The following is a 25,338-nucleotide window of genomic DNA, read 5'->3' on the forward strand; positions in this document are numbered from 1 at the left end:
TTCCCGTTAAAAATACCCATGTAGCGCGATTAAACACAACATGGGAAGTTATTTGTATGATATGGGATGTACGCTAGCCGCAGCTTAAGATCACTTAAAATAAAGCTTAATTTTTTTTGTCTAAATTGTGAACTTTCAACATTGTACCCACACCCCGCCCTTGGGTCATACGTAACATACAGTACAGGAGAATGAGCTCCTGACCAAAAGTCAGAGGGTGAATCGTGTGAAAGTATTGTTCACGTTCTATGTTCCCAGCGGCGGTGTGGATACGCTTAACCGACTGCGAACCGCTGTATTGAAACGTCATGGCATAGAGGCACATCTATTGTATTTGAATACAGGCTCAGGCTTGCAGAATAACAGTGATACTCGTATTTTCACCGCATCCAGTGACCAGGATATTCATCATCTAATCCACAGTCAGCACTATGATGCCATTATTACCACTTCGGATATTGCCATGCCTGGTCGTTTGAGAGGACTGGGTTACAAAGGTCGGATCATTTTTGAAGCACAAGGTCTGGGCACGCGAGAACAAGCACTGGAAACCATTGAAATGGCTGTCCCCTACCTTCAAGCTCATTGCGATGCTGCTGTAATACCCCCAACCGATCATCTGCTGGATATGTTCATCCATATTTGCCCTTGGCTTCATCGTTTTGTCATCCCCAACATGCTGGATACGGATGCTTTTGCCCCGATCACTGTGGACACTCCGCCTTACCCGGTTCTTGCGTGGGTCGGACGTCTGGAGCACAACAAAAACTGGCGTGAGTTCCTCGAAATTTCCCATGCGATTATTAAAAAGAAACCAAAAGCCAGGCTGTGGCTCTTCCACGATCCCACCTTGGCTAATCCGGAAGATGAGGTCATGTTTCGGCATCTGCTCGCCGAGTATGGATTAGAAGATCGCATCGGGATCTTTGTGAACGTTCCCCACTCGGAAATGCCAACCTTCTATTCCATGGTTGCTGCTTCAGGAGGGATTATGTTATCCACTTCTTTACTCGAAGGTTTCGGTTATGCCGTAGCCGAAGCCATTAGCTGTGGTTGCCCTGTACTCAGTACAGATTCGGATGGCGTTCGTTCATTTATTACTCACAACAAAACGGGTAAATTCTATCCGATTGGCGATGTGCATGCCGCAGTAAACGAGGCAATGGATCTAATGAACAACAAGAAACTTCGGGAATATATTCGTATCCAGGGAAGACAGCATCTGAGTATATCCTTTTCACCCGACCGATACGCAGCCTCTTTCCGCGAAATGATGACGGCTTTGAGAATTTTTCATTGAGCACGATGGGTATGCAAAAAGGCAGTCCAGAGAGCATATGCTTCTGGACTGCCTTCAATTTATTGCATACTGCCTTTGTCAGGCAGATACCTATTAATGTCCCATCATCATTGCAGGGTCAGGACTATCTCCTGTCTGCAATTCCGGTTCCGATTCAGCTACACGCTTTGGTTTACGCAGAATCAGACTAAGCACACAACCGAACAGCGCAATGCACGCTGCGAGGAAAAACGTATCATTGAATCCGCTCACCAGTCCGTTTACGATATCCGCTTTCTCCGTACCCATGGTGTGACTTGTCACACGAGAGGTAAGAAACCCGGTAAGACCTGCTACCGCAAAGGATACCACGACCTGCTGCGCAGCAGCTGTCAGAGGTGTCACACGTGCCACCAGTTTGCGCGGTGCCGCATTCAATACGTGTGTGTTCAGTGGCATCATGGACAAGCCCATACCAAATCCCATCATAAGCAAGGCTGTAATAATAAGACCCAGCCCTGTCGTAGCTGTAATCGAGGACAAAATAAACAACGCTCCTGAAATAATACCCAGACCTACAAAGGCCAGTGGTCTTGCTCCAATCTTGTCAAACAATCGGCCACCCAGTGGCATGGAAATCCCGGAAGCCAGCGCTTGAGGCAGCAGGATTAGTCCTGTCTCGAGTGCCGTGTATCCTTTGATCTGCTGCAAGTAGAGCGGGATCAGAATCATCGAGCCGAACAAAGCCACTTGGGCTACCCAAGCTAGGACAATACCTCTGGAGAAGTCGGAAGAGGTAAACACCCGAAGCTCAAGCAACGGATTTTTTTGACGAAGCTCTACGATAATAAACAGGATAAGCGCTACTCCGCCAACAATAACGCCCGTAAGTGTTGTCGCAGACGTCCAGCTCGTGCCGCCTTCACTTACACCATACGCCAGCATGGAGAAAGCAATTGGTGCAAGAATCATTCCCAGCAAATCCAGAGCAGGTGTAAGGCCACGGTCGGTATCCGGTAAGAATCGAACACAGAGAATGAAAGCCGCAATACCAATCGGCAGGTTAATCAGGAAAATCCAGTGCCAGCTGACCGATTCAATAAACCAGCCGGACAATACCGGACCGAGCGCAGGAGCAAGCAGCATCGGAATACCGAGCATCCCCATAATGGAACCTCTGCGTTCTGGCGGAGCCAGACGAAACACCATGGCCATCCCGATTGGAGCAACCATACCTCCGCCAAGTCCTTGAATGACACGAAATAGAATCAACTGCTCTGGTGATTGAGCAATCGAACACAATACAGAGCCAAGGGTAAACATGGCAATCGTAAATAAAAATACTCTTTTGGCCCCGAAACGGTCGGTCAGCCATCCTGCTAGTGGAATTACAGCGGACAAGGCGAGTGTATACCCTGTAACTGTCCATTGAATGGTTTTCAGGTCTGTCTCGAAGTACTGTACCAGATTTGGAATAGCTACGTTAACGACCGTGCTGTCCAGAATGACCATAATCATGCCGACGATAATCGATAGAAGCGGCAGAATAATCGTCCTGATTGAAAATTCTTCTGTCTCCTGTGGTACTGATGTTTGTTGTTTCACGCACTCACTCTCTTTTCCGGCGTCGCAATGGCATCAGGGTGACCCGGCCTGCGCACTGCCTATAATGACGATTGTTTCAAACCATCGTTTTAAATCATTGTTTTAAACTTTCGTTTTATACTGGTTTAATTTTAATGAAAATACCTTTGCTGTCAAGCTATTTTTCAAGGCACTGTTTTATATAAAAAAACGACAAAAAAAGAAGCAGGCCTCTCGCCTGCTCCGTATCGTTGTGTACACATTAATCAGCAAGTTTGATCATCTGATGCTCCGACAATACGCCGATGAGCTGTCCATCCCCGCTGCGACAGTAGATTCGAATCAACAGATGGTTTGGTACTGAACTATTACTTATGATTTTCAACTCACAGATTTCGCCGGACACATTCAGATTATGAATGACATAGCTATTTGCTGCCGTTCCGGAGCCTGGGTTTACATGAAATAAGTTTCGGTACATTTCTCCGTAAATTCCGCCTACTCCAACGTATACATCTGTTCCTTCCCCATCTCCAACATAAGCAACTTCCACATCCATATATTTCACAGGAATAAACGTTTGAAGCAAATTCTCATGCATCTGGATGATATATACGGCCATCTTGTATCCCTCCTGCGGAGCCTGAATTCTTCGCAATTCTCCCTGTAGACAGAATATGTTTCTTCTCGTCCATTGGCATGTACAGTCACCTAATTTTAAGGATTGCAACGGATGCCCGACCTGAACTCCCGTTTATTTCATAGAATAACAGGATAGGAGTTCGGCCTGTGCAGGCCGCGACAAGGAGGTCATTATGAGAGTTCTGCTCGTTACGTATTGGGAACTTACACATATGGGAGGCATCTGGACATATATTAAACAACTCGCCGACAGACTCGGTGCCCTCGGTGTTGAAGTGGATATCATGGGCACAAACAGCGCCAAAAATGAAGTATATGTTCGTAATCTCAATCGTTCTTTCTCGAAAGATCTGGTATGGCCCATGTTGCAAGCCAAGCTTAACCCAACCGACCTTCCACAATTCACAGCTGACTCACTGCTGGCTTATTACGAATTGAACAGATATGCTTTTGAGATGGCTGCTTCCTATCTTGGCGTGGAACAGTATGACGTTATTCATGCTCAAGACCCTGTTGCAGCTGTAGCGATCAAACGGATTATGAAGCGAAACATACCGCTCGTTACAAGTTACCATGGAGCTCTTGCTCGCGAAGCGTTCTACGATGAGCAAAATTCCAATCCACAGTTAACACTATCTGCCTATTTGCAATCCAAACGCGGACGTTATTTCCTCTCACTGGAGCAACGCAGCGCGGCGCAATCTGAATTGATTCTGGTGTCGAGTCACTGGATTAAAAGCACGGTGACTGAACTCGGCGTGCCGGAGTCCAAATTCAGACAAATTCCGTATGCTGTCGATCTGCCGAATTATCGTAAAGCTGCCGCTGCCAGGTTCCCTCATCGCGCACCTGCGGGCAAGAAGGTTATTGCTTTTACCGGAAGACTTGAATATATCAAAGGGGTTCATGTGCTGATCAAGGCGCTCGCCAGCCTGAAGACCAAACGTTCGGATTGGGTGTGCTGGATTGCAGGAGAAGGCAATCTGCTGGATGAGTTACGTGGTCAGGCTTCTAACGCTGGTATTGCCGAAGATATCATATTCTGGGGCAAGCTGGACAACATCCCTTCTTTTCTCAAACAAGCGGACATTTATGTGCAGCCAAGCCTTCAGGACACACAGCCTTTTTCTGTTACCGAAGCACAGCTTGCAGGCGTTCCCGTCATCGTCAGCGGCACAGCGGGCATGCCCGAAATGGTTGAACCGGGGCACACCGGGTGGGTCGTTCCCACGCAAGATGCCGATTCACTCAGCGAGCTGCTGCATGCGCTGCTTGAGGATGATGCAACTCGCAAAAAGGTAGGAGCCGCCGCCAAATCATGGGCTGAACAGCATCGCTCCTTGGAAGAAATGGGATTACGTACACTGGATGTATATCAAGAAGCGATCTATAGAGGAGGACTCCGGGCATGACCTTGCTTGTTCCAAGTGATCTGTATAATCGCTGGTTTTCCGTTCCCGTCTCCACGCCCCACATTGAGGTGGATTACGAGACGATGAACGCACTTATGCAAAAGCTTCCGAAAGGATATGTGTTTCCCGATCCGGTATCCATGGTTATTTTGAATGAAAAGGACTAAAAAATTACTCTCCGAGTAGCCTCTTCAAGGCTAATGTGCAAGCATTACAAAAAGAAGCCACAGATCTAAATCTGTAGCTTCTTTTTTTCATAATCTACTCATACCTCAACACTTTTTCTATTTAGTCGGATGCCAACTTTGAATACATATACAGATCATTAAACGTATCCATCGAACCTGGTTCTGATCCACTTCCTGCTCTCTCGTAACCTCTCAGCGTTCCTTCCCGCGTGAAATCTAGCTTCTCCAGCAGTTTAATAGAGCTCACGTTACGGGGATCAACTTTTGCTTCAATCCGATTGAGTTTCAAAGAAGAGAAGCCGTGAGTTAATAGAACAGATACAGCCTCCATTGCATACCCTCTACCCCAGTAAGCTTTGGCCAGATCGTACCCGATCTCGGCTCTAGCTTGTTCATTATCAAGATAGTTATAACCGCAGGAGCCCATGATCACACCCGATTCCTTTTCAATAATGGAGAAGCGGATAGCCTTCTTTTCCTCAGCCAGATCAGCGAGCAACTGAATCATCTCCAGCGCTTGTTTTTCATCCGAGAACGGGGAAATATTCATAAACATGGCGACCTCTGGGTCAGACCATACCTGAAAGAGCTCAGTCGAGTCGGAAGCTTTCATTTGACTTAAATGTAGTCTTGTCGTGTGTAATTCGGTAATCAATACGTTAACCTCCATTATTAGTAGTTAATAGTCCGGTTATCCAATATTGATATCTGCGCATCATTCAGTCCCTTCTATGTACAAGTCACCGTTCATTATACAGGAATTTCGCTATCTCATCCTTTTCAAAAAAAGAGCGAATACCTGAGTAGCATCTTCCACTGCTGCTCAGGTATTCGCTCCTCATACTCCGTATTTTAGCTAATCATCCTGCTGATCCATGTTGCTCTGCTAGATAGACCTACAATTGCAATCGTCCATCATTTCCAATACCCGCCAACGTGCAACAAGTTAAGCAGGATTGGACGGTGTTTCTCCTGAACACGTTCCATCTCCGCGACCAGTTCCTTGAAATGACGTTTCGTGCCCATCGACTCGTGCAGCCGGTAACACATCAGTGGTTCATTAAAGTAGAACAGTTCATACAGCGGGAACAGCCTTAGCCACATCTCATAATCATGCGTATACCGAAAATCCGTGTCGAACACCCCAAAGCGCTCAAACGCCTCCATTTCCACCATTACGGTGCAGCCATTAATCGGGCAACCTTCCATCAGTACCTGTAACATCTCCAGACGGCTTCCCACCTCAGGCTGCACCGTATCCAGCCATTCACCATGTTCATTGATGTAATGATACGCCCCATGACAGAACGACGCTTTGACATCAAGCATAAACTTCAGCTGTTTTTCCACCCGGTTCAGCAGCATCACATCATCCGAGCTGAGCCAAACAAAATAGTCTCCTGTTGCATGTTTGATGCCTTCGTTAAGTGCGGTCGCTGTGCCGCCATTCTCTTTGCGAATATAATGAATCTCTTCCATAAACGGCTGTAGCCGCTCCACATGTTTGGTCGAACCATCATCCACCACGATCACCTCAATATGCGGATACGTCTGGTGAAGGGCGCTATGAACGGCCTGCTCGATATATGGACAATTATAAAAAGGAATCACGATCGAAACCTTCGGCTCCATCCGGGCATCCCCTTCCTCCTCAAATCTGTGCAAAGCAAACTCTTGCGTCTCCTCCAGTATATGAAGGTTTCAACCCGCAGTATCGGGCATTCACAGCAGGGTGAACGTACATTTTGCAGCGTATTGCAGAACCGTCACAGCCTTCGGCATCCTCATGCATATAGAGCTCATGATTATGCGTACGTCCCATATCCTAACCTCTCTCTTACCAAAAGGCTGCGCCAAAGAAGCCGCTAATCAGCACGCTACGCGGCTTCATAACGGCCCCTTACACTACCCGCCGAGTGCAGCAATACGCTGCAACAACGGTTCGCGATACCTCGACCAGACCATGGACGCTTCTCTGCCGATCACGTCCGCATGACGCACCGATCCCATCCCCCCATGCCAGCGATACGCCGTTAGCGGCTCATTCAGGTACGGGAAGCGATGACCATTAAGCAGCATTCGCAGCCATAGATCCAGGTCATGGGTATAAGGCAACAGTTCATCAAACAGCCCTACGCCGCTGAATAGATCCTTACGAATCATGACCGTGCATCCGTTGACCGGATTACCGCCATTAAAACGGCGTAGACAATCCAGTTCAGACATCGGCTCAGGCCCGCCATGCATTTTGGTCACCGCCGAATGTTCATTGATATAGTGAAAATTCGTATGGGAGACCAGAACATTTTCACGTTGCATGAATTCAAGCTGGTAACGAATTTTATCAGGATAAAAGAAATCATCCGAGCTCAGCCAAGCCACATAATCCCCCGAAGCATGCCGAATGCCGTGGTTCAGTGCAGAGGCGGTGCCGCCGTTGCTTTTGCCCAGTACATTAATCCGGGGCAGATAAGGCTGGAGTAGCTCCGCATGTCTTGTTGAGCCGTCGTTAACAACGATAATCTCGACCTCGGGATAGGTTTGATCCAGCGCACTCTGAATCGCCATCGGCACGTAAGGGCAATTGTAGAACGGAATCACGATGGATACACGCGGATTCATCCTGTTGTCCTCCCTTGCTGGGTACGAACATCACTCAAAATATCGCGTAGTGATGCCTCAAATGAGATCTGCGGTTGCCAGCCCAATTTGCGCAGTTCCGACATTTCCTCTTGTTTCCCTGCTCCATCCGGCCCAGATGAAGTACCATCCCAGCGGATCGGTACTTTGGCTTCTGTCATCGACATCAACAGATCAGCGATCTCGCCAAGGCTCCGTTCCACCCCGGACACCACCGGATATACGGTTCCGCTGGTGCCATGCACCAGTAAGGTAGCATACGCGCGAACCGCATCCCGTACATCCAGAAAATCACGTGTATTATCTCGCCCGGATAGACGAAACGCTTCTGTTTTGCCCGTCTGCTCACAAGCAACCACATGGCGGGCAAGCAGAGAGCAGATGCCCGTAGAGGGCCCGGCACCAATCAGATTACCCGGTTCTGCCAGCATGATCTGCTGACCGAACAGGGACTTCCAAGACAGTGACACCATCTCTTCCAGCGCTTTGCTCAAGCTGTAAGGATGTGGTGGCTGGGGTATGCGCCCAGGTTCCGGTGTGTACTTGAGTCTGGACCCTACAATTACCGTCCTGGCCTTCGGACAGATGCGTAGAGCATCCAGCAGGTATAACACCGCCATTACGTTCGTTTCGAGCACTAACAGTGGATCAGCCCAGGAATCTGGTACCGAGTTTTTGCCAGCGAGATGAAGCACATAATCCGGCTCGATCTCCTGAATCAGTTCACGAACTTGTTCCTTATTATTGAGATCACAGACATATACGTCCACGTTTTTACCAAACGAATATACATCCGGCCGCCTAACAACGGCTACAACATCCGCACCGGCACCTTGAAAATAGGTTACAGCGTGTCGTCCTGTAAAACCGGAGGCGCCTGTAATCAGTACTTTTTTGCCCGTCAGCTCTGCTCCATCCATAATGCCAGCTCCTTCAGCATAGTTGAATAGTCCGGCAGGTTTGTCTTCACATCCTCACGGGTGGATACCAGCGTGCGATCCTGAACCATGCTATCATCCGGTATAATCTTCACATTCTGTTTGTTCCAGACCTGCTGGAACAATACAAGCAGATCATGTTTGCTGACTGGTGCAGGATGAGCAAGATGGATCAGGCCACTGACTGGAGAATCCAGATAATGGTCTACCCATTTGGCAAGTTCAAGTGTGGTTACGCCATTCCAGAAGACACGTGTGTACCCGCCGACCTCACCCGTACTGGACATAAACCACTGCATCAGACCGATACCACCCTGCCGGATTTCAGGTCCAATAATGGACGTCCGTATCGTCAGATGCCCTTCATCCTGTACTTCACCGAGTGCTTTCGTAATCGCATAGGAGGACGTACCGTCCGTCACATCGTCCTCCCGATATGCTCCGCGATCACCGCTGAATACACAGTCTGTGCTGATATGGATTAGACGTGCACCAATGGAATCGGCCATCCGCCGCAGGCGATGCGGCAGAAAACCGTTGATATGATAGGCGCCAATTTTATCTTCATCCGCGAAGCTGTTCAGCACACCAACCGCGTTAATGATGACGTCCGGGTGCACCGCTTCTACAAGCCTGTCGACCATGAAGCTGTCATTCACATCCAGGATCAACCCATTCGGATCAGTCACGTCCCGCGTGGTGTAGAAGACGCTATGCACACCTTGACGGCGGAAATAGTCGACCAGAATATGGCCGGCCATTCCGTTTCCCCCAAGAATCAGCAGCTTCATGATAGAAACCCTCCGCGCTTCAGAATTTCACGAATCTCTTCTTTGGTCATAAGTTGGTGCTCGGAACTAAAGCTGCTGTATGGCACCGGTGGGCAGTTGGTGTAATGTTCACGTAATCCTGGAATGCCGAGCGTAGGCAAAATCACCAGATACTGTTCGTCATAGACAACCGTCGTCATGCTCTCGAATTCACTCATCAGAATTTCATGGATTTTCTCACCCGGACGAACGCCGCGTTCTACAATCGCTACGTTTTCCACACCAGAATCTTCAATGAGAACCTCGGCAAGATCGACAATCTTGCATGTTGGCATCGTCATAACAAAGATTTCGCCGCCAACACTTTCTACCGAGGCTTTGAACAGAAGTTTGATCGCGTCCTTAAGTGTAAGGAAGAACCGGGTCATGCCCATATCCGTAATGGATACCTGGCCTTTTTGGCGAATCTGGTTTTTGAACAGATGCACTACACTGCCATTGGTGCCGAGCACATTGCCGCCCCGTACCGTGACAAACTTCGTATCACTATGAAGCAGGTTCGCATAAACAATCAATTTCTCACCGATCGCCTTGGTCATTCCATAGAAGTTCGAAGGATTGGCCGCTTTGTCGGTCGAAATATAGATGACTTTTTTCACTTTATTTTCAATCGCCGCTTCAATGACATTCTGTGTGCCGATCACATTTGTTTTGAGTGCTTCATACGGCTGGTCTTCACATACCGGTACATGCTTGAGTGCAGCCAGATGGAAAACATAGTCCACATGCTGGCAGGCCGCCGTCAAGGCATCCTTGTCACGAATATCACCAATGCGGAAATGAAGGCGCGGGTCTTCAAAATCACGACTCATCGCTACCTGACTGGACTCGTTGCGAGAGTACACAATAATTTCTTTTGGCTGCTGGGGCAACAGTTGAGCGACAAGCTCATACCCCCATGATCCCGTACCGCCAGTCACGAGTATACGCTTATTTTCAAACATGCATTTTCCCTCCAAGCAGAAATTTGACCACTTTACTGGACACATCTGTTGCCTTGTAACCTTGCGGACAATCCCAGTCATTGGGCAGTTTGGTCATCACGTTCACACAATCCGCAATGCGCGCGGCATCTAGGCCGGAGACCACATTGCTGCCACAGTCTACCGTTTCCGGACGTTCTGTCGTGCGACGCATCGTTACGGTAGGCACCCCCATGATGCAACATTCCTCCTGAACCGTTCCGCTGTCTGTGAGCGCACAGCGTGCATGTCGCTCCAGCATGACAAAGTCGAAAAATCCAAACGGCTCATGGAATTCCACCAGCGGATGCATCTCCAGCTGCAGATGTTCGGCAATGCGAATCGCTGTTCGCGGATGAATGCTGCATATCACGCGTTGCCCATGTTCCTCCGCGACTTGATTTAGCCCTTTCATAATCTCCAGCAGATGAGGAGGGTGATCGACATTTTCAGCTCGGTGAGCGGTAACGAGAAAATATTGTCCGGGCTTCAGCTTGAGTTTTTTCAAAATTTTGCTGGCATTGACCTGTGAACCGTAATGTTCCATCACCTCGTAGATCGGATTGCCCGTAAGCACAATGCGGCGGCTAGGCACACCTTCACTGACAAGATGTTTCTTACTTTGTTCGGTGTATGGCATGTTAATGGTCGAGATCGCATCAATCACGCGGCGGTTTTTCTCCTCTGGTACATCCAGATCGAAGCAGCGATTGCCAGCCTCCATATGAATTACCGGAATGCCCATACGTTCAGCAAGTACCGCACACAAAGCGCTGTTGGTGTCTCCAAGCAGGAGCAATTTGTCAGGCTTCTCCTGCTGAATTAAATCTTCCATTTGAGTAAACATGGAGGACAGCTGTCTCCCCAATGAGGCAGCCTCATCCTGAAGAACGTAATCCGGGGCACGCAGACCCATTTCCTTGAAAAAAAGACCGCTGAGACTTTCTGTGAAGTTCTGTCCCGTGTGCACCAGAATATGTTTGGACGCATACTGGTCCAGCTTGGAAATGATCAGGCTGAGTCGAATAATCTCAGGTCTCGTACCCAGCACCGTCATGATCTTCATCGTCATCCCTGCCTTCTGTCGTGTGTTAGAAACCCCTTTTCTTGTATTAAAGTCCCTCTCTTTTAACGTGAGTTATGAACCTTGTCTATTACCGTGACTTGGAACCTTTGCGTGCCGTCCGGCTACGTCGTCTGTTCCTGGAAGAGCGTCTGCGAGTGGACAAATTCGAGGCAGATGTGTGCCGCCTTTTGACTTTACGAGTACGAGCCGAACGGCTCTTCTTCCCGGTTTGAATCGTTCGTTTCAACTCTTTGAGCTTGCGGCGAGAAGTGGGAACCTGTTTTTTACGATGGCGTTTACCTACAAGAATTTCTGGCTCAGTCCGTTGATCTTCTTCGCGGGGTTTCCCTGCCCCCTCTCCCTGCTGTGTTACGGTTATCGGAGGCAACGAAGAACGAGGAAGAAGCTGTACAATACTCTCTGGAAGCAACAACGTTCGAATAAGGGCCGGATCGGGATTCATCACTGTACGTAGTCCGCCTTCTCCCCACGCCAGCACAGGACCACTCGGTGGCTGGATATATGTGAACCATCCGGGAAAACGCAATAACCACTGTGTGACCATCGTATGCAACTTCACCCGGTAGGTTTCGATTCCGTACAGCTTTTCCGCTTCTGTCCGGTTACGCCATCCGGTATCGGAAGCAAGCTCGGAATCATTCAGTAATGTCGTAGCCAGCGTAACGAGTGCATCACTATCCCCAGGCGGAGCCAGAAATGCACTGCTGCCTACGGATTCCATCAATTCACTGAGGCCACCCTGGGCAAAAGCGATGACTGGTTTGGCAAAATAAAGCCCCTCCAGCGCAGTCATACCGAAGCCTTCTTTTACCATGCTGGGAATGACCACAATATCCATTGCGGAGTAGGCCAACGATACATTTTCCTCAAACGTGGTAAACGTAAAGCGCCTTGCATACCCAGAGCGTTTCACCTGATAAACACATTCGTCGTAATACTTTTTGTCTGACGGTGCGCCTATGATCCAGAAGCGACAGCGTGAATGAGTCTCACACAGCTTCAGTGCCATATCAACAAAGGGTTTTAATCCTTTGGCATCGTATATAAAGGAAGAAATATAACCGATACAGGTGTGCGAAGACTTGAATCTAAGCTCCTTACGTTTTCGCTCACGCAGATGAAGCCAGCGGTCCGGTGCAGGCAGAGCAGGCTCCCATGTCGGAGGAATAATCGTCACCCTGTCACTCATACCTGCTTGTTTGAACGGTAACGCTGCCGTCTCGGAAATCCCGATAATCCAGTCTGCATACCGGCCAATCATCTGGATCGCTTCAGGTGTATGCTCATTCGTTTGAATAATCTCGGTAATTTTCCAGATGACTGGAATCCCGAGCGATTTTGCCGCTACAGCAGGCATGACATTCACGCAGGTATTAGTCAAAACCATATCCGGCTCGTGACTTCGGATCAGCCAGAGCGCATCCTGAAATGCCGGAGTGTGCCGCAGATGTTCCGCATCTTGTGCAATCCCCTGATACGGTGTGTACACACCATGAAGCATCGGCAAATTACATATATGAACCTGAATGCCAAACCTTCGTGCAAGTCCGGTAAGTTTCCCTTCCTGCGGTGCAACAAGCACACATTCAAAGATCGTGCCAATCTCTCTCATAAAATGAAGCAAAAGCTTCTCCGCTCCTGTAATACTGCGGGTATTACACACATGGGAAAACAGCATTAGTTTTGGTTTCATTGCCATGGCCGCACACGGACCCCGTATACAACAGACAAGCTGATACGGGGCACTGTGCACACCTCCTCCTGGCCGAGATTAAGGGAATATAATGCTTAGCAACTCATTGATTCTTCGATCATACGTGTGATCTTTTAACGTTCGTTCAAGCCCACGCAGGGCAATCTCACGCCGCTCTTTCTCATGTGCGAGGTAATAATCGACTTTCTCAAGCATTTCTTGCGGTGAAGAATACGTTTCGATCTCTACCCCTGGTTTATAGAAACGCGCCAGATCGTCGCGTGCATCGGTTAACTGCAATGTTGTGCTGGCGGCAATCTCGAACGTTCTCGGGTTTGGTGAGGCTGGCGGAATTTTGATCTGATTATTGTTGACTGAGTCATCCTCATGGGAGCGATGCAGATTGATAACGATTTTGGTGCCGTTGTACACATCATTTGTTTCTTGAGGACTCATCCAGCGACCCAGCTCAATTTTCTCGCCATAAGCCGTATAGTCAGGCAGTCGATCCCACCAGATGCCGTTAAAGACTGTATTATGTGACATGAGTTGCGGCATAATCGGGTTGAAGAAATATACGCGGTTCCAGTATGCCGAGCCGATAAAGCTGACATCTCTTTTCAGTGGGGAAGGGGTTGTGATTGGGAAGTAGTGGTTCGTAAAAGCGGCAAAAGGCATATAATGCACGGATGCGCAGCCATGCTGGCGATACAGTTCTACACAATTCAGTTCCAGTGTGAATACATGATCATAATGCTTCACGATCTCCAGAGTCATATCCGTATAATACGGATCATCTGTGAGCCAGATCGCCGTCTGAATACCCGCTTGGCGTATGGCATCGATCTGCTCGATAGGGATATCCATCCCGTCCAGCACAAGCACCAGGTTAGGACGGGTTTCCAGCGCCACTTGAGAGACCGGCTGGCGAGGATCAGACAGCGTCACCTGAGCAACCATCCCCTGAAGCGTGGACATAATGGCTTCATCCAGCGGAGAGTAAGGGAAGCCTTTACCCGAAGAAACATAGAGCACATGAAGTTGCCGGAAAGGTAGCGGCTCCTGAGCACAATTTACAATATAGTTGGCGCGGCCCCGCAGATACCCTTCTTCTTTGCCTGCGTCAAATCCGGCCTGCCTTCCATTTTTACGAGCCTGATCTGCCAGGCTGAGTATAGGTGGTTGATGAACCTTTCTGGTTTTACGGTGTTTGATAGACATACCGCCACTCCTTTTTATTTGGGATAACGTTGCTTCCTGAGGTTGCCCTTCCACTGAAGAGACACTACAGATGTCCTAACAACTCGGTAATGCGGCGGTTAAACGTATGACGATTCATGGTAGTGAGCAGACCTCGCCAAGCGAGAGTCTGGCGTTCTTCTTCATGATGCAAGTAATAGTGGATCTTGCGCTGCAATTCTGCCGCTGAGGAGAACGTTTCAATGTCATACCCTGGCTGATAATAACGGGGCAAATCTCCGCGAGTATCGGTAATCTGCATCGTGCCACAGGCACCGATCTCATAGGTGCGCGGATTGATCGATCTCCCCTGTAAATGATGGGTGTTTCGATTATCCTCACCATTCTCGCAAGTTCGGTGTACGTTAATCACGATTTTGGCGCCATTGTAATAATCAACCGTTGCCTCCGGGTCAATCCATCCTTCGTGAATGAACTGCCCCAGTACATCCAGCCGTGCCAGCCGATTCCACTGACTTCCGGCAATGAACACTTTTTTATCCGCAAGGTAAGGTGCAAGCTGATTAAACAGATCAATCCGGTTCCAAAATCCAGTGCCAATAAAGCAAATATCGTATTGATATTGCGGCTCGGTGCGGCGCGGATGATACATGCCTGGATTTACTGCCAGTGGCATGTAAATGACCCGCCTTGCTCCCTGGTTTGTGTAGAAGGGCACAGCTGCCTCTTCATGAGTAAACACGATGTCGTAATGCTGACAGATGGTCGCGGTATCCTCCGTGAAATAGGGATCATCGACAAACCATACCGCCGTTCGAATCCCCAGTTCACGTATTCCCTTCACCTGCTCCAGGTGATTCTCGGGAAATACGTGCAGACCATTCATCACAAGAACAACATCAGGCCGGTGTTGGCTGGCTTCTTGCAACATCGCTGCTGGCGATCCAACAACGCATTCTCGAACCGACTGTTGCAGTGCCAGAATGACACCCTGATCAATGGCATCGAATCCCTGCGGGATATACAGTACCTTCATGTCCCGCAGGGTCGGTTCGAACGGTTGCACCCGCTCCATGATGGCCTGACAGCCGCCAAACCTGCGGCCTTCTGCATATCCGCCGCGGTAGGCCGCCTCCGCTTCAGTCAGCGGGCGGTGTCTTCGTTTTGCCACATTCTTCACCCTGTCTTCCTTCAAGGAGATCTCATTCCTGACTCTCCACGAGATTGGTCTTCCCTCTAAAGGATATGCCTCGGGGTCAGATGCATCATGGACGGGTGTCCTGCAAGGCTCAAAATTGGCGTCTGCCCTCCATGTTCGCCTGCACGGGCATGTCCGCTACTGCGGTCATGCAAATAGCCCGGAGGGATCTGTCCCTCCGGGCTGTAGCCTTAACCTGTATATTCTCCATAAGCAATCATCGAGATATGATTGTCATTCGCTTTTTTCTTTAGCCGAAATATCCGGATCATCTGTATCTTTTATAGCATTGTCAGTATTAGCTATGTCTTGAACAACTCCATCGATTACTGCGCTTTGTATGCCAGCTGATGTCCGTCCTCGAATCCCTTGGCGAAACCCGCGTTGAATCCCTCGTTGTACGCCTCGTTGTATCCCTGACTGTACGCACTGTCCGGGTTTGGATCGGTAGGGGTAACCGGGGCGACAGGTCGAACAAGTTTTTTGTTCCGGTGCCTCTGCACCGTACGTTTCTTTTTTTTCAGCCACGCGCTACGTCCTTTGCCGGTGCGCTTGTGAACGACACGTTTAGATTTCAGCGCACGCAACTTGCGGATCTTACGCAAGCGGGCACCACGCGCTAATAAAGCACGTTTGGATTTTAATCTGGACTTCTTTTTTAACATATCAGCATTCCTCCTGTAGGTCCCCGGCGGTACGAACGACACATCCGGGGTCTTTGAGCCAAGGCAGACCTGGCTCCCCATGGCGAATTCGGGCCAGCCTGATCCCCGTGATCATACGAGACATCTCTTCCTGATAACGACTAAGCAGACGTATATTCTCCGCGAGACTGCGGGCGGATACTTCCGAATGAGAAGACACACTGGCTACACTGTCCAGAATGCGGGCGAGCGCCTGCTGGCTATGTGCAATCGATTCGATGAGTGCCAGTTTGACCTCCTGCTCACGCTGCAACAGACTCATTTTCCCAGATCCCCGAGATCCATGCCGCCAAACATGCCCCCGTCCATTCCGCCGCCATCTTCGCTGTCATTCTGGACCATCACGGCTTTAAGGTTGTTGCATAGTCCCGTTTCCATGCGCGTTAATCCTTCCAGCAATTCCACCAGTTGCTCATGCATTTTAAGGGGTTCACCAACCTGATCGCCATGAGTTAAAAAGCTGTCCCCGTTCAGATGATTCAGCGTCCAATTCCGTACCTTTTCCGCCTCAATGGCTTTTGCTTCCAGAATTAACGCAATGTTCCACTGCATTTTAGCTGCAGCATCCAGCATTAGAATGAGACTTTGTTCTCTGCTCATGTTTCATCACCCGCCTTCCGGGCCTATTCTTCCTCTTGTACCGCGATCTCCCGCATAACCTGGGTCAGCGTCTCAGCCACAGCTTCTTCCAGATCCGCAAGCCCTCCCAGGTAGGAGATAATGCTTTTGTTAATCTGTCCCGAGCTGTCCAGCAAACCTTCAACCCCATCCAGTTCCGGCTCGTTATCCGGCAAATGGTGGATGATCTCCGACATGCGCACAGCAACCTGACGTTTGGCGTCCAATACCCGTGCAATCTGCTGGTGGGAATGCGCGATATGGTTAATAATTTCATCGATTTTGCTCTGCATGGTGCTCCTCCTTTCGGTTAAGGCCTGCTTCACCCATAGAAAAAAACCGGCCTATCAGCATTTGCCTGCTACAGCATATGCCGGGCCGGGAGCGTCAGTTACTCCAGCTTGCGCCTATATCGTTAAATTGCATAATCCCCATATCCTATGAATTACTTGGCTTCGATGCCCTCAAATTACATACTTCTGTCAGGAAAATAACAGCTGAGGAAATGAACCGGGAAAGCTTTTATTCATAAGCAAAAAAGCCACTCTCCTGGACTGCACCGGAGAATGGCTTTGTTCTTGAATTGGGTAATTCATCGTTGTACTTCAAAGTAGTATTTCAATGTTGTTTACTTCGTGCTATCTGCGACTTGCCCATTTGATTTTCCGTGCCACTTCCACTCGCTGTAGTTGCAAAACACCAACACGTTCTTCAAACTTCTTGCGTTCATCCACAGAATGAGCGGCGTGGATCTGATGACACAGACCTGTTAGTTTGCTGTTGATATAATCGAATCTCATCCATAATTCTTCTTCAGGAGTATGTTGCTGCTCCGGTGCCGTTTGAAATATTTTGAGTTGCTGGATAAGGGACTGGCGCCATTCCTGATCTTGAATTTGGATGGCAAAATGCAAAAGATCCAGATAATCATCGATTTGCAACGATATGTCGCAATCAGGTTTAGTCTTCATCGTCGTCTCTCCTTATTTCAATGCTTGGCTGGAATCAGTTACCTCCTATTTTACAGGAACAAGCCCATGGAAAGCGAGTGCTGAAAGGTAAAATTTCGGGAAAATATTTGTTTTTTTTCGCTCAAAAGGGGTTTACTTTTCCATAATGATCAATTTCATCCCTTTTGAGGACATATGTCATCAGATTCATAATAAAAACCCGCAATTCGAGAATAAATTCTCTGAGCGGGTTTTATATCATTTTGCCTATTACAGCAGATTATTACCAATGATTCGCAAGTTATTTAAACTAAAAGGATGCTTTGCTATCGCGCTGTTGTCTCGTCATAAGTAACATTAGAAAAGAGATGATCACAATCGATATTGTCCAGGCCCAGGCCATCGTCTGATTTCCTGAATCCACAGCGACATAAATGGCCGTTGGCACCGTCTGTGTTTTGCCTGGAATGTTGCCAGCGATCATCAATGTTGCGCCAAACTCCCCCAGCGCGCGGGCAAAGCCCAAAATAAATGCTGTCATTAATGCTCTGCCTGCCAGTGGCAACGTAATGTAGCGGAACACCTGCCATTCACCCGCTCCGATAGATCGTCCAGCATCCTCCAGGTCTCGATCCACCCCGTTAAAACCGGATTTCATCGTCTGATACACCAGTGGGAAGGCCACAACGACAGAAGCAATGACCGCAGCCCACCACGAAAAAATGACAGGGGCCGAAAAGATCGCCTCGATCCAGCGTCCAAGCAGACTTCTGCGACCCAAAATAACCAGTAGCAAGAATCCAACCACCGTTGGAGGAAGCACAAGCGGAAGCATCAGAATCGTTTCCAGAAAAATTTTGCCGCGAAATGTAGTACGTGACATTTTCCAAGCGACAGCTACCCCCACCACAACCGCTATAACGCTGGATAACAGCGCCACCTGAAGGGACAGACGCACCGGGGGCCAGAACACGGACCAATCGATCGCGTTCATATTCATTTCGGAATCGAAAATCCGTATTTCGCAAAGATATCCAGCACTTCAGGTGTTTGCAGATAAGCATAGAACTGTTCAGCTTCCGTGCGATGTTTCGTACCTTCAATGATGCCTAGCGGATAATTGGCAGGTGTGTAACTGTTTTTATCTACTTCAAACGCAATCTTTACCTGCTTGGAAGTCAGCGCATCGGTTTTATACACAAAACCTGCATCCGCATTACCTGTTTCTACATATTGAAGAACCTGTCTTACGTCTTTGCCTTGAACAAGCTTCTTCTCAAGCTGATCCCAAAGCTTCGCATTGGTCAAAGCTTCCTTCGCATAAGTACCTGCAGGTACGCTCTCTGGAATGCCAATGGCTACCGTTTTGATGCCATCATTCGTTAAATCCTTTTCACTGGCTACTGCGCTTGTCCCATCCGCCGGTACAATAGCTACCAATGAATTTTGAAGCAGGTTCTTCTGGTCGCTTGAGGCAATCAGGTTCTCATCAACCAAGGCTTTCATATTTTTCGCAGACGCGGATACAAAAATATCTGCCGGTGCTCCCTGTTCAATCTGCTGCTGTAATGCACCGGACGCTCCGAAGTTAAAGCTCAGGCTGATATTGGGATTGGCTTGTTCAAAATTCGTCTGGATCTCCTTCATTGCATCGGTCAGACTTGCTGCAGCGGATATCGTCAGCTCGACTTTTTCCAGTGGCTCAGTCGCTGCCGGTGTTGTCTTTTCACCGGATGCCGCTGGTGCAGAAGCTGCTGGTTGAGTTGCGGAAGAAGCCGCATCTTGCTTGTTTGTGTCTGTGTTGGCTCCGCAACCAGCCAGTACAAGCGCCAGCCCCAGTGACATAGTTCCAAGTACATATGTAATTCGTTTGTTCATTTGTTCTCCCCCATATTTCATGTTTAATATCATGTTTAGTTATAACTAGATATAATTGATTATAACTAATTATACACAGAACATACGAAATAGGAAGGTGACATTAATCACATTCTACATCCGAGACAATATGTCAGCTATTTATTGTGCGTTCTAAGGTTTATGCGTGTCTTCAAATAATGGTATAGTACAAGAAACGCCATTGTATCGATGAAAATAAGAATTGGATTATGAGTGGACTACACATATAGGGTTTCAATATAAAATTTTAACGCCTTTATAATATAGAGGGAGGTTCTTCACTAATGACGGAGGAGCAATCCTACACAACCGAAGAAATAGCCAAGCTGCTTAAAATATCCAAACTAACTGTCTATGATTTGATCAAAAAGGGAGACCTTGTCGCCTACCGAGTGGGCAAACAGATGCGCATCGATGCTGCCGATCTGGATGCTTACAAACGCCGTTCCAAGCAACTCCAGTCCCCGGCACAGGCGAGGCCAAATGTATTGCCTGGAACGACAACAACCGAGCAACTATCGACCGAGGCTGTCCAGAAGCATAGCCCAGTTGCTGGCTTATCCACAGTCACGGATCAAAGCGAGTCTCAGCATGCGATGACATCTAATCATAGGATTGCGTCCCCTTCTCAAACGGCTTCAACTTCATTCGCAAGCGGTCTAACCGGGTACGGTCAGAACATTGCGGGTTCGGCCCGACATCTGGTGATTACGGGTCAGGACGTCAGTCTGGATATCCTGATGCGTCATATGGAGAAGCAATCCCGAAACATTCGTCCGCTACGCTCTTTCATGGGTAGTCTGGATGGACTAATCTCGATGTATCGGGGGGAGTCCGACCTGGTCAGCACTCATCTGCTGGACGGAGACACCGGAGAATATAATCTTCCATATATCCGCAAAATTTTAACAGGCTGGTCTTATGTCGTTGTCAACCTGCTGTCTCGCCCTGCCGGTCTATATGTTCCACGCGGTAATCCCCGTCAATTGAACGACTGGACCGATCTAAACCAATCTAACCTGCGCCTCGCGAATCGGGAAAAAGGTTCTGGCGCCAGAGTGCTGCTGGACGAGCAGTTACGGCTACACGGGATTTCTGCTGCTGGACTACTCGGATATGATGTGGAGGAAACAAGTCATATGGGCGTCGCAGCCAAAGTCAGCTCCGGTGAAGCCGATGTAGGTGTCGGCATAGAGAAGGCCGCTCGCCTTGTCGGGCAAGTCGATTTCATTCCTCTCGTGCAGGAGCGCTACGACTTGGTCATGCTGAGAAAACAGGGGAACGAGGCCTGGATTGAATCCGTTCTGCACATCCTCCGATCTCCAGAGTTCAGACAAGAACTGCGAGCATTTGAAGGATATGACGTATCGCGTACGGGCGAAGTGTTATTCGAGGCTTAGCTGTGGGAGAGGTGAGTAGCTTGGAGTGTGTACGAATGAAGGAGGAGTTGTGAACGGGGATAGAGGGGGAAGGATGGCAGTGTGTAGATAGTAGCATGGTTGTACGGTCTACGGTGGCAGGAAACCCGTGTACTCTAGTACGTTCAATGTCTTCTCTTCAACAAATGACTGCTACTCCACCTGCACTTCCTAACGCTAACGATCACCACAGAGCTTATTTAGCCACATTTCGCAGTTTGAAAATTCTAATGATCACCACAGAGCTTATTCGGCTGAAAATCACCGATTTCCCCACCAAAATCGCTAATTCTAGCAAAATAACGCTTCTACGGATCGTTAGAATTTCAAACCCGCTTTTTTGGGGTGAATAGCGTTCCTGGGGAACGTTAGAATTTTGGACTAGAAGAATTTCAGGGGCACGAGCCAGGCCCACTGCAGCAATTTCATTTACATACTCCACTTATTCGCACCACCAGCTGTTCCACCTACTCTCTCACTTCTCTTCTTTCTACCAGCCTGTTCCAGTGTCTAACATTATGGTATTCCATCTCCGTATGTGCAATCTTCCACCATAAACAAAAAGAGGACCCCAATCGTTGTTCACGATTCCGATCCCCGTATAGCCAATGCGCGCTTATCCAGTTATTTTAGTTAGTTCAGTTCTATCAGCAGATGCACCATAATTATTTATTTAATCACGTTCACGCCAAAACATCCCGGAGTCATCTCGCTCCACTTGCTCCAAGACATCCTCAAAATCGAAACATGGCACGACCATATCCGCCGGACTCCAGCTGTGCTGATCATCGCTAGCGTACACCTTCCACTGGTTTCCCTCCCAGTAAAAGCGAGCGATCGGCATTCGCTCCCACTGATGTCGTTGTCCAGCAGGACGTTCTTCATTGAGAATCAACTCATTATCCTTCATTTCATAGGTTAACTTCACCATCGTCCGTAGCTCTGCTGGTACTTTCTCATGGACATATCCGTTCATCAAGGATACAATGCGCCGCTGCGTAAACATATCCAACATGGGAGAGACCTCCTTATCAAGTACTCCGCTTATCATGCTTACCAGCTGGACTTGGTAACACCCGGAATCTGACCTTGATGAGCCAGTTCACGGAATTTGATCCGGGAAACTTTGAATTTGCGCAGATATCCACGCGGACGACCAGTGATCTCGCAACGACTTTTTAATCGCGTTGGTGATGCGTTACGGGGCAACTTTTGCAGCGCCTCATAATCACCTTTTTTCTTCAGTTCCCGGCGTAGATCCGCATACTTCGCTACGATTGCCTGACGTTGTTTCTCACGCACGACCTTTGATTTTTTAGCCATCTTCAACAGCTCCTTATCCTCTTAAGTTTTGTATAGTATTTGATTAATTCACACAGCCTCGACAGGCCACGGTAACGGATTTTCAAAATGCCCCCAATCCGCCAGCATCTCTTCATCGCTGAGCAGACATTGATCCAGTTCATCTTCAATGATGGAACGCTCCATATCAATGCCGATCATGACCAGTTCCGTTTGGCGATCGCCCCACTCGGCATCCCATTTAGCAAACACATCCGGCTCTGTCCGCAAAATCTCTTGCTTGTCCGCTTCCGGCAGTGCGGCAACCCAATGTCCGGCAGGCCCAAACTGAATGGATGGCCCCGCCTGACTCAGACTGGCAGCCACATCTCCTTCAGCGGCAAGCCATACCACCCCTTTGGCACGTACAACCTCTTCCGGCCAGTAGCTCATGAATTCAGCCAGACGGGAAGGATGGAACGGCTTCCTGCGGCGGTACACAAATGATCCGATACCGTATTCTTCGGTCTCTGGCGTGTGGGACTCTTTTTCCAACTCCTGAATCCAGCCAGCCGACATGCTCACTTTCTCAAAATCAAACCGTCCCGTATTCAGAATCTCTACCGGGTTCACCTGTCCGTTCACCGTACGAATGATTTTGGCACTCGGCTGCAACTTGCGGATAATACCCTCCAATTTGTGAAGCTCTGCTTCTTCCACAAGGTCACACTTGTTCAGCAGCAACACATCACAGGTTTCGATCTGATCGATGAGCAAATCCACTACATCACGGGTATCGTCTTCCCCGGTTGCTTGATTCCGATCCAGCAAGCTTTGTCCCGAAGCATAGTCATGCCAGAAACGGTTAGCATCAACGACAGTCACGAGACAATCCAGTTTCGCCAGTCTTGTCAGATCGATGCCCGTCTCTTTATCGGCATATGTAAATGTCTGTGCCACCGGAACAGGTTCGCTGATGCCTGTCGACTCAATCAGGATGTAGTCATACTTGCCTTCGTTTACCAGCTTTTCGATCTCCTGCATTAGATCATCTCGGAGAGTGCAGCAGATGCAACCGTTGGACATCTCCACTAGTTTCTCTTCGGTACGAGAGAGCGTTGCCTCTCCTTTTACCATAGCCGCATCAATGTTGACCTCACTCATGTCGTTCACGATTACAGCGACTTTCAGCCCTTGCCGATTGTGCAACACATGATTCAGAACCGTCGTTTTGCCTGACCCAAGGTAACCGCTGAGAACGGTCACCGGTATTTGCTTTTGTGTCATATAGATCTACTCCTTATAGGTACAGTTCACCTTGATCGGTGGATCCCTGAATTTAATAGTAATTATTACGATTAACAACAATGACTATAATCCTGCCTGACGCCGTTGTCAAATCTTTTTTCGTATCTCGTGTAAAAAATAATTAAAAAAAAGCTTATGAATCCCCTGCACATTCGCATTCATGATGCGCTTCGCAGAAGAACCATAAGCTTTAACCGTACCGTCTCATTTATAGCTCTGCACCTAAATCTACATCGTACCTCTGTCTTTCCTCCAGCCTTCCAACTCAATTCACTGATGTAGAAATAACCTGATTCCCGGCTTCCATTCGTTGTCTGAAAAACACCACAACAATCAATGCGGCAACAGAGAGCATCGTACAAACGGTAAACATCACGGAATAAGAGCTGATCTGTACCACAACGCCCATCGCCAGCCCGCCCAGTGAAAAACCGAGATCATACGAGGACATAAATATGCCCATAAGCACATACCTCGAATCCGCAGGCAATACAAAGGACAAATACGTGGTCAGTGTTGGATACAGTAAAGCCAGTGCAAAACCGCTAAACACCGCAGAAATATACACAAATGGCCCCAGCGTATCCATCAAGCTAAGCAGCTGTGTCCCCAGTGCCGCAGATAACATCAGACCTGCCATAAGCCACGTATTCCAGCTGCCGTCTGACGGTATTTTTTTGCGCAAAATGAATCGGCACAGGATCACCACGAGACCCTGAATCGTCAAAAAGATACCCGCGCTCGCCATACCAGTCGATACCATATATAGCGGAAGAAAGGTCGCTGTCGCACCAAATACACAGGATGCAAACAGCATCACCACACTGCTGACGAGCAGGGGTGTACTGCGCCAGATGCCACTGAACGAGCGAAGCATATCCCCCAGCGTATACGTTTTGTTCTGCACCGTACTCTGTGGTAAATCCACCTTGTATCCGAGCAACAAGGGGAGTGCCGCCAGTCCAATCATCAACAGCGTGAACGCCAGCTCACTGGCGTTTTGCCAGATTTGTACGGCCAGAATCGGGATGACTAGCGAAGGCACCATCGTAAACAGGGTGTACATCGCCAGGCCTTGCGCACGATCCTTATCCTCCAGTCTTTCTACAATGCCTGCCTGCATCGTCATTGAGAAAAATGCGGTCGCCACGCCCTGCAATGCCCGTAGCCACAGGTACGTTTCCACCCCGGACACGATAAACAGTAGCAACGTCCCGGCATGTAACATCAGCAGCCATCGCATAACCCGGAGCGGTCCATACTTGCCCAGCATCTGTGCGGCAAATGGCCGCAGTAGCATACAGGTGAACATGTAACTGCCCATCATCAGACCAATTTCAGCCTGATTTAACCCGGCGGCTTCACTGCGCAAAGGCAAAATAATCGTCAACGCCGCATTCGCCGCAAAAAACAAAAAAGCCAGTATGTAAAACCCGATAAAGGAAAACGATACCGGGTTTAATTTTCCACTGGATGTTGTCGTTCTAGAATCTTTCAATAGATCATA

The 25,338-nt window shown here is 48.6% G+C and carries 28 protein-coding genes; 4 read left to right on the forward strand and 24 right to left on the reverse strand.

Annotation, left to right across the window (positions count from 1 at the left end):
- Nucleotides 1-226 precede the first annotated feature (226 nt).
- On the forward strand, nucleotides 227-1,300 hold the full coding sequence (locus MKY23_RS22560) for a glycosyltransferase family 4 protein (protein ID WP_186809768.1): 1,074 nt from the start codon (nucleotides 227-229) through the stop codon (nucleotides 1,298-1,300).
- 93 nt (nucleotides 1,301-1,393) lie between these two features.
- Here the strand turns inward: MKY23_RS22560 and MKY23_RS22565 are convergent, their stop codons facing one another.
- Nucleotides 1,394-2,884 carry a DHA2 family efflux MFS transporter permease subunit gene (locus MKY23_RS22565; protein WP_336121960.1) on the reverse strand — a complete coding sequence of 497 codons (1,491 nt, stop codon included), beginning with the start codon at nucleotides 2,882-2,884 and terminating at the stop codon, nucleotides 1,394-1,396.
- Between the two features lie 241 nt (nucleotides 2,885-3,125).
- A complete protein-coding gene (locus MKY23_RS22570; protein WP_221790779.1) occupies nucleotides 3,126-3,485 on the reverse strand; it encodes a hypothetical protein in 360 nt (119 codons plus the stop codon).
- A 193-nt stretch (nucleotides 3,486-3,678) separates the two neighbouring features.
- On the opposite strand from MKY23_RS22570, the gene MKY23_RS22575 reads away from it, so the two are divergent.
- Nucleotides 3,679-4,917 carry a glycosyltransferase family 4 protein gene (locus MKY23_RS22575; RefSeq protein WP_339832368.1) on the forward strand — a complete coding sequence of 413 codons (1,239 nt, stop codon included), beginning with the start codon at nucleotides 3,679-3,681 and terminating at the stop codon, nucleotides 4,915-4,917.
- Nucleotides 4,914-5,084 (forward strand): hypothetical protein, encoded by a 171-nt coding sequence (locus tag MKY23_RS22580; RefSeq protein ID WP_167375712.1) that lies wholly within the window; start codon nucleotides 4,914-4,916, stop codon nucleotides 5,082-5,084. The genes MKY23_RS22575 and MKY23_RS22580 overlap by 4 nt, the downstream gene beginning before the upstream one ends.
- 121 nt (nucleotides 5,085-5,205) lie before the next feature.
- On the opposite strand, the gene MKY23_RS22585 is transcribed toward MKY23_RS22580, so the two are convergent.
- From MKY23_RS22585 to modA, 17 genes are all read right to left on the reverse strand, one after another.
- Nucleotides 5,206-5,760: a GNAT family N-acetyltransferase gene (locus MKY23_RS22585; protein ID WP_221790783.1), complete on the reverse strand. Its 555-nt coding sequence runs from the start codon at nucleotides 5,758-5,760 to the stop codon at nucleotides 5,206-5,208.
- A gap of 260 nt (nucleotides 5,761-6,020) precedes the next feature.
- Entirely contained in the window at nucleotides 6,021-6,737 is a 717-nt protein-coding gene (locus MKY23_RS22590) for a glycosyltransferase (protein WP_339832371.1), read from the reverse strand.
- Nucleotides 6,738-7,010: 273 nt separating this feature from the next.
- Nucleotides 7,011-7,727, reverse strand: a complete 717-nt coding sequence (locus MKY23_RS22595; protein WP_154959644.1) for a glycosyltransferase — start codon at nucleotides 7,725-7,727, stop codon at nucleotides 7,011-7,013.
- Nucleotides 7,724-8,665 (reverse strand): NAD-dependent epimerase/dehydratase family protein, encoded by a 942-nt coding sequence (locus MKY23_RS22600; RefSeq protein WP_154985021.1) that lies wholly within the window; start codon nucleotides 8,663-8,665, stop codon nucleotides 7,724-7,726. Before MKY23_RS22600 ends, MKY23_RS22595 begins: the two co-directional genes overlap by 4 nt.
- Entirely contained in the window at nucleotides 8,647-9,474 is an 828-nt protein-coding gene (locus tag MKY23_RS22605; protein WP_339832377.1) for an SDR family oxidoreductase, read from the reverse strand. The genes MKY23_RS22600 and MKY23_RS22605 overlap by 19 nt, the downstream gene beginning before the upstream one ends.
- Nucleotides 9,471-10,457, reverse strand: a complete 987-nt coding sequence (locus tag MKY23_RS22610) for a polysaccharide biosynthesis protein (RefSeq protein WP_090919276.1) — start codon at nucleotides 10,455-10,457, stop codon at nucleotides 9,471-9,473. Before MKY23_RS22610 ends, MKY23_RS22605 begins: the two co-directional genes overlap by 4 nt.
- The gene (wecB, locus tag MKY23_RS22615; protein WP_339832381.1) at nucleotides 10,450-11,541 is read right to left on the reverse strand and encodes a UDP-N-acetylglucosamine 2-epimerase (non-hydrolyzing); all 1,092 of its coding nucleotides are present in this window, start codon (nucleotides 11,539-11,541) and stop codon (nucleotides 10,450-10,452) included. The genes MKY23_RS22610 and wecB overlap by 8 nt, the downstream gene beginning before the upstream one ends.
- 88 nt (nucleotides 11,542-11,629) lie before the next feature.
- Nucleotides 11,630-13,255 carry a glycosyltransferase family 4 protein gene (locus tag MKY23_RS22620; RefSeq protein ID WP_339832383.1) on the reverse strand — a complete coding sequence of 542 codons (1,626 nt, stop codon included), beginning with the start codon at nucleotides 13,253-13,255 and terminating at the stop codon, nucleotides 11,630-11,632.
- A gap of 78 nt (nucleotides 13,256-13,333) precedes the next feature.
- Entirely contained in the window at nucleotides 13,334-14,476 is a 1,143-nt protein-coding gene (locus tag MKY23_RS22625) for a glycosyltransferase (RefSeq protein ID WP_244159292.1), read from the reverse strand.
- A 64-nt stretch (nucleotides 14,477-14,540) separates the two neighbouring features.
- Entirely contained in the window at nucleotides 14,541-15,635 is a 1,095-nt protein-coding gene (locus tag MKY23_RS22630; protein ID WP_339839645.1) for a glycosyltransferase, read from the reverse strand.
- A 344-nt stretch (nucleotides 15,636-15,979) separates the two neighbouring features.
- A complete protein-coding gene (locus MKY23_RS22635; RefSeq protein WP_090919282.1) occupies nucleotides 15,980-16,318 on the reverse strand; it encodes a hypothetical protein in 339 nt (112 codons plus the stop codon).
- A gap of 1 nt (nucleotide 16,319) precedes the next feature.
- Nucleotides 16,320-16,619: a hypothetical protein gene (locus MKY23_RS22640; protein WP_090919286.1), complete on the reverse strand. Its 300-nt coding sequence runs from the start codon at nucleotides 16,617-16,619 to the stop codon at nucleotides 16,320-16,322.
- On the reverse strand, nucleotides 16,616-16,957 hold the full coding sequence (locus tag MKY23_RS22645) for a restriction endonuclease subunit S (RefSeq protein WP_145335438.1): 342 nt from the start codon (nucleotides 16,955-16,957) through the stop codon (nucleotides 16,616-16,618). The genes MKY23_RS22640 and MKY23_RS22645 overlap by 4 nt, the downstream gene beginning before the upstream one ends.
- Nucleotides 16,958-16,980: 23 nt before the next feature.
- Nucleotides 16,981-17,268 carry a nucleoside-diphosphate sugar epimerase gene (locus MKY23_RS22650; protein ID WP_090919291.1) on the reverse strand — a complete coding sequence of 96 codons (288 nt, stop codon included), beginning with the start codon at nucleotides 17,266-17,268 and terminating at the stop codon, nucleotides 16,981-16,983.
- Between the two features lie 345 nt (nucleotides 17,269-17,613).
- Complete coding sequence (locus MKY23_RS22655; protein ID WP_090919294.1) at nucleotides 17,614-17,946, reverse strand: hypothetical protein; 333 nt, start codon at nucleotides 17,944-17,946, stop codon at nucleotides 17,614-17,616.
- A gap of 289 nt (nucleotides 17,947-18,235) precedes the next feature.
- Complete coding sequence (modB, locus tag MKY23_RS22660) at nucleotides 18,236-18,925, reverse strand: molybdate ABC transporter permease subunit (protein WP_186811754.1); 690 nt, start codon at nucleotides 18,923-18,925, stop codon at nucleotides 18,236-18,238.
- Complete coding sequence (gene modA / locus MKY23_RS22665; RefSeq protein ID WP_253491634.1) at nucleotides 18,922-19,803, reverse strand: molybdate ABC transporter substrate-binding protein; 882 nt, start codon at nucleotides 19,801-19,803, stop codon at nucleotides 18,922-18,924. Before modA ends, modB begins: the two co-directional genes overlap by 4 nt.
- 305 nt (nucleotides 19,804-20,108) lie before the next feature.
- Between modA and MKY23_RS22670 the strand changes: the two genes are divergently transcribed.
- Entirely contained in the window at nucleotides 20,109-21,224 is a 1,116-nt protein-coding gene (locus MKY23_RS22670; RefSeq protein WP_339832394.1) for a helix-turn-helix transcriptional regulator, read from the forward strand.
- Nucleotides 21,225-21,438: 214 nt separating this feature from the next.
- Here MKY23_RS22670 and MKY23_RS22675 read toward each other — a convergent pair whose 3' ends face one another.
- The 5 genes from MKY23_RS22675 to MKY23_RS22695 all read right to left on the reverse strand — a co-directional run bounded on the left by MKY23_RS22675 (nucleotide 21,439) and on the right by MKY23_RS22695 (nucleotide 25,329).
- Nucleotides 21,439-21,684: a hypothetical protein gene (locus MKY23_RS22675; protein WP_339832396.1), complete on the reverse strand. Its 246-nt coding sequence runs from the start codon at nucleotides 21,682-21,684 to the stop codon at nucleotides 21,439-21,441.
- Nucleotides 21,685-21,915: 231 nt separating this feature from the next.
- Nucleotides 21,916-22,257: a DUF3024 domain-containing protein gene (locus tag MKY23_RS22680; RefSeq protein ID WP_339832398.1), complete on the reverse strand. Its 342-nt coding sequence runs from the start codon at nucleotides 22,255-22,257 to the stop codon at nucleotides 21,916-21,918.
- A gap of 38 nt (nucleotides 22,258-22,295) precedes the next feature.
- A complete protein-coding gene (gene rpsN / locus MKY23_RS22685) occupies nucleotides 22,296-22,565 on the reverse strand; it encodes a 30S ribosomal protein S14 (protein WP_154985026.1) in 270 nt (89 codons plus the stop codon).
- 48 nt (nucleotides 22,566-22,613) lie between these two features.
- Nucleotides 22,614-23,810 carry a GTP-binding protein gene (locus MKY23_RS22690; protein ID WP_339832401.1) on the reverse strand — a complete coding sequence of 399 codons (1,197 nt, stop codon included), beginning with the start codon at nucleotides 23,808-23,810 and terminating at the stop codon, nucleotides 22,614-22,616.
- 286 nt (nucleotides 23,811-24,096) lie between these two features.
- Nucleotides 24,097-25,329, reverse strand: a complete 1,233-nt coding sequence (locus MKY23_RS22695; RefSeq protein ID WP_339832403.1) for an MFS transporter — start codon at nucleotides 25,327-25,329, stop codon at nucleotides 24,097-24,099.
- Nucleotides 25,330-25,338 lie beyond the last annotated feature (9 nt).

This window comes from Paenibacillus sp. FSL R7-0272 (assembly GCF_037969905.1).
Lineage (GTDB): Bacteria > Bacillota > Bacilli > Paenibacillales > Paenibacillaceae > Paenibacillus > Paenibacillus polysaccharolyticus.

Coding starts and splice junctions, on each gene's coding strand:
- MKY23_RS22570 (WP_221790779.1), bottom strand. CDS start 3,485: ATGGCCGTATATATCATCCAGATGCATGAGAATTTGCTTCAAACGTTT.
- MKY23_RS22575 (WP_339832368.1), top strand. CDS start 3,679: ATGAGAGTTCTGCTCGTTACGTATTGGGAACTTACACATATGGGAGGC.
- MKY23_RS22580 (WP_167375712.1), top strand. CDS start 4,914: ATGACCTTGCTTGTTCCAAGTGATCTGTATAATCGCTGGTTTTCCGTT.
- MKY23_RS22590 (WP_339832371.1), bottom strand. CDS start 6,737: ATGGAGCCGAAGGTTTCGATCGTGATTCCTTTTTATAATTGTCCATAT.
- MKY23_RS22595 (WP_154959644.1), bottom strand. CDS start 7,727: ATGAATCCGCGTGTATCCATCGTGATTCCGTTCTACAATTGCCCTTAC.
- MKY23_RS22600 (WP_154985021.1), bottom strand. CDS start 8,665: ATGGATGGAGCAGAGCTGACGGGCAAAAAAGTACTGATTACAGGCGCC.
- MKY23_RS22605 (WP_339832377.1), bottom strand. CDS start 9,474: ATGAAGCTGCTGATTCTTGGGGGAAACGGAATGGCCGGCCATATTCTG.
- MKY23_RS22610 (WP_090919276.1), bottom strand. CDS start 10,457: ATGTTTGAAAATAAGCGTATACTCGTGACTGGCGGTACGGGATCATGG.
- wecB (WP_339832381.1), bottom strand. CDS start 11,541: ATGAAGATCATGACGGTGCTGGGTACGAGACCTGAGATTATTCGACTC.
- MKY23_RS22620 (WP_339832383.1), bottom strand. CDS start 13,255: ATGAAACCAAAACTAATGCTGTTTTCCCATGTGTGTAATACCCGCAGT.
- MKY23_RS22625 (WP_244159292.1), bottom strand. CDS start 14,476: ATGTCTATCAAACACCGTAAAACCAGAAAGGTTCATCAACCACCTATA.
- MKY23_RS22635 (WP_090919282.1), bottom strand. CDS start 16,318: ATGTTAAAAAAGAAGTCCAGATTAAAATCCAAACGTGCTTTATTAGCG.
- MKY23_RS22640 (WP_090919286.1), bottom strand. CDS start 16,619: ATGAGTCTGTTGCAGCGTGAGCAGGAGGTCAAACTGGCACTCATCGAA.
- MKY23_RS22645 (WP_145335438.1), bottom strand. CDS start 16,957: ATGAGCAGAGAACAAAGTCTCATTCTAATGCTGGATGCTGCAGCTAAA.
- MKY23_RS22650 (WP_090919291.1), bottom strand. CDS start 17,268: ATGCAGAGCAAAATCGATGAAATTATTAACCATATCGCGCATTCCCAC.
- MKY23_RS22655 (WP_090919294.1), bottom strand. CDS start 17,946: ATGAAGACTAAACCTGATTGCGACATATCGTTGCAAATCGATGATTAT.
- modB (WP_186811754.1), bottom strand. CDS start 18,925: ATGAATATGAACGCGATCGATTGGTCCGTGTTCTGGCCCCCGGTGCGT.
- modA (WP_253491634.1), bottom strand. CDS start 19,803: ATGAACAAACGAATTACATATGTACTTGGAACTATGTCACTGGGGCTG.
- MKY23_RS22670 (WP_339832394.1), top strand. CDS start 20,109: ATGACGGAGGAGCAATCCTACACAACCGAAGAAATAGCCAAGCTGCTT.
- MKY23_RS22680 (WP_339832398.1), bottom strand. CDS start 22,257: ATGTTGGATATGTTTACGCAGCGGCGCATTGTATCCTTGATGAACGGA.
- rpsN (WP_154985026.1), bottom strand. CDS start 22,565: ATGGCTAAAAAATCAAAGGTCGTGCGTGAGAAACAACGTCAGGCAATC.
- MKY23_RS22690 (WP_339832401.1), bottom strand. CDS start 23,810: ATGACACAAAAGCAAATACCGGTGACCGTTCTCAGCGGTTACCTTGGG.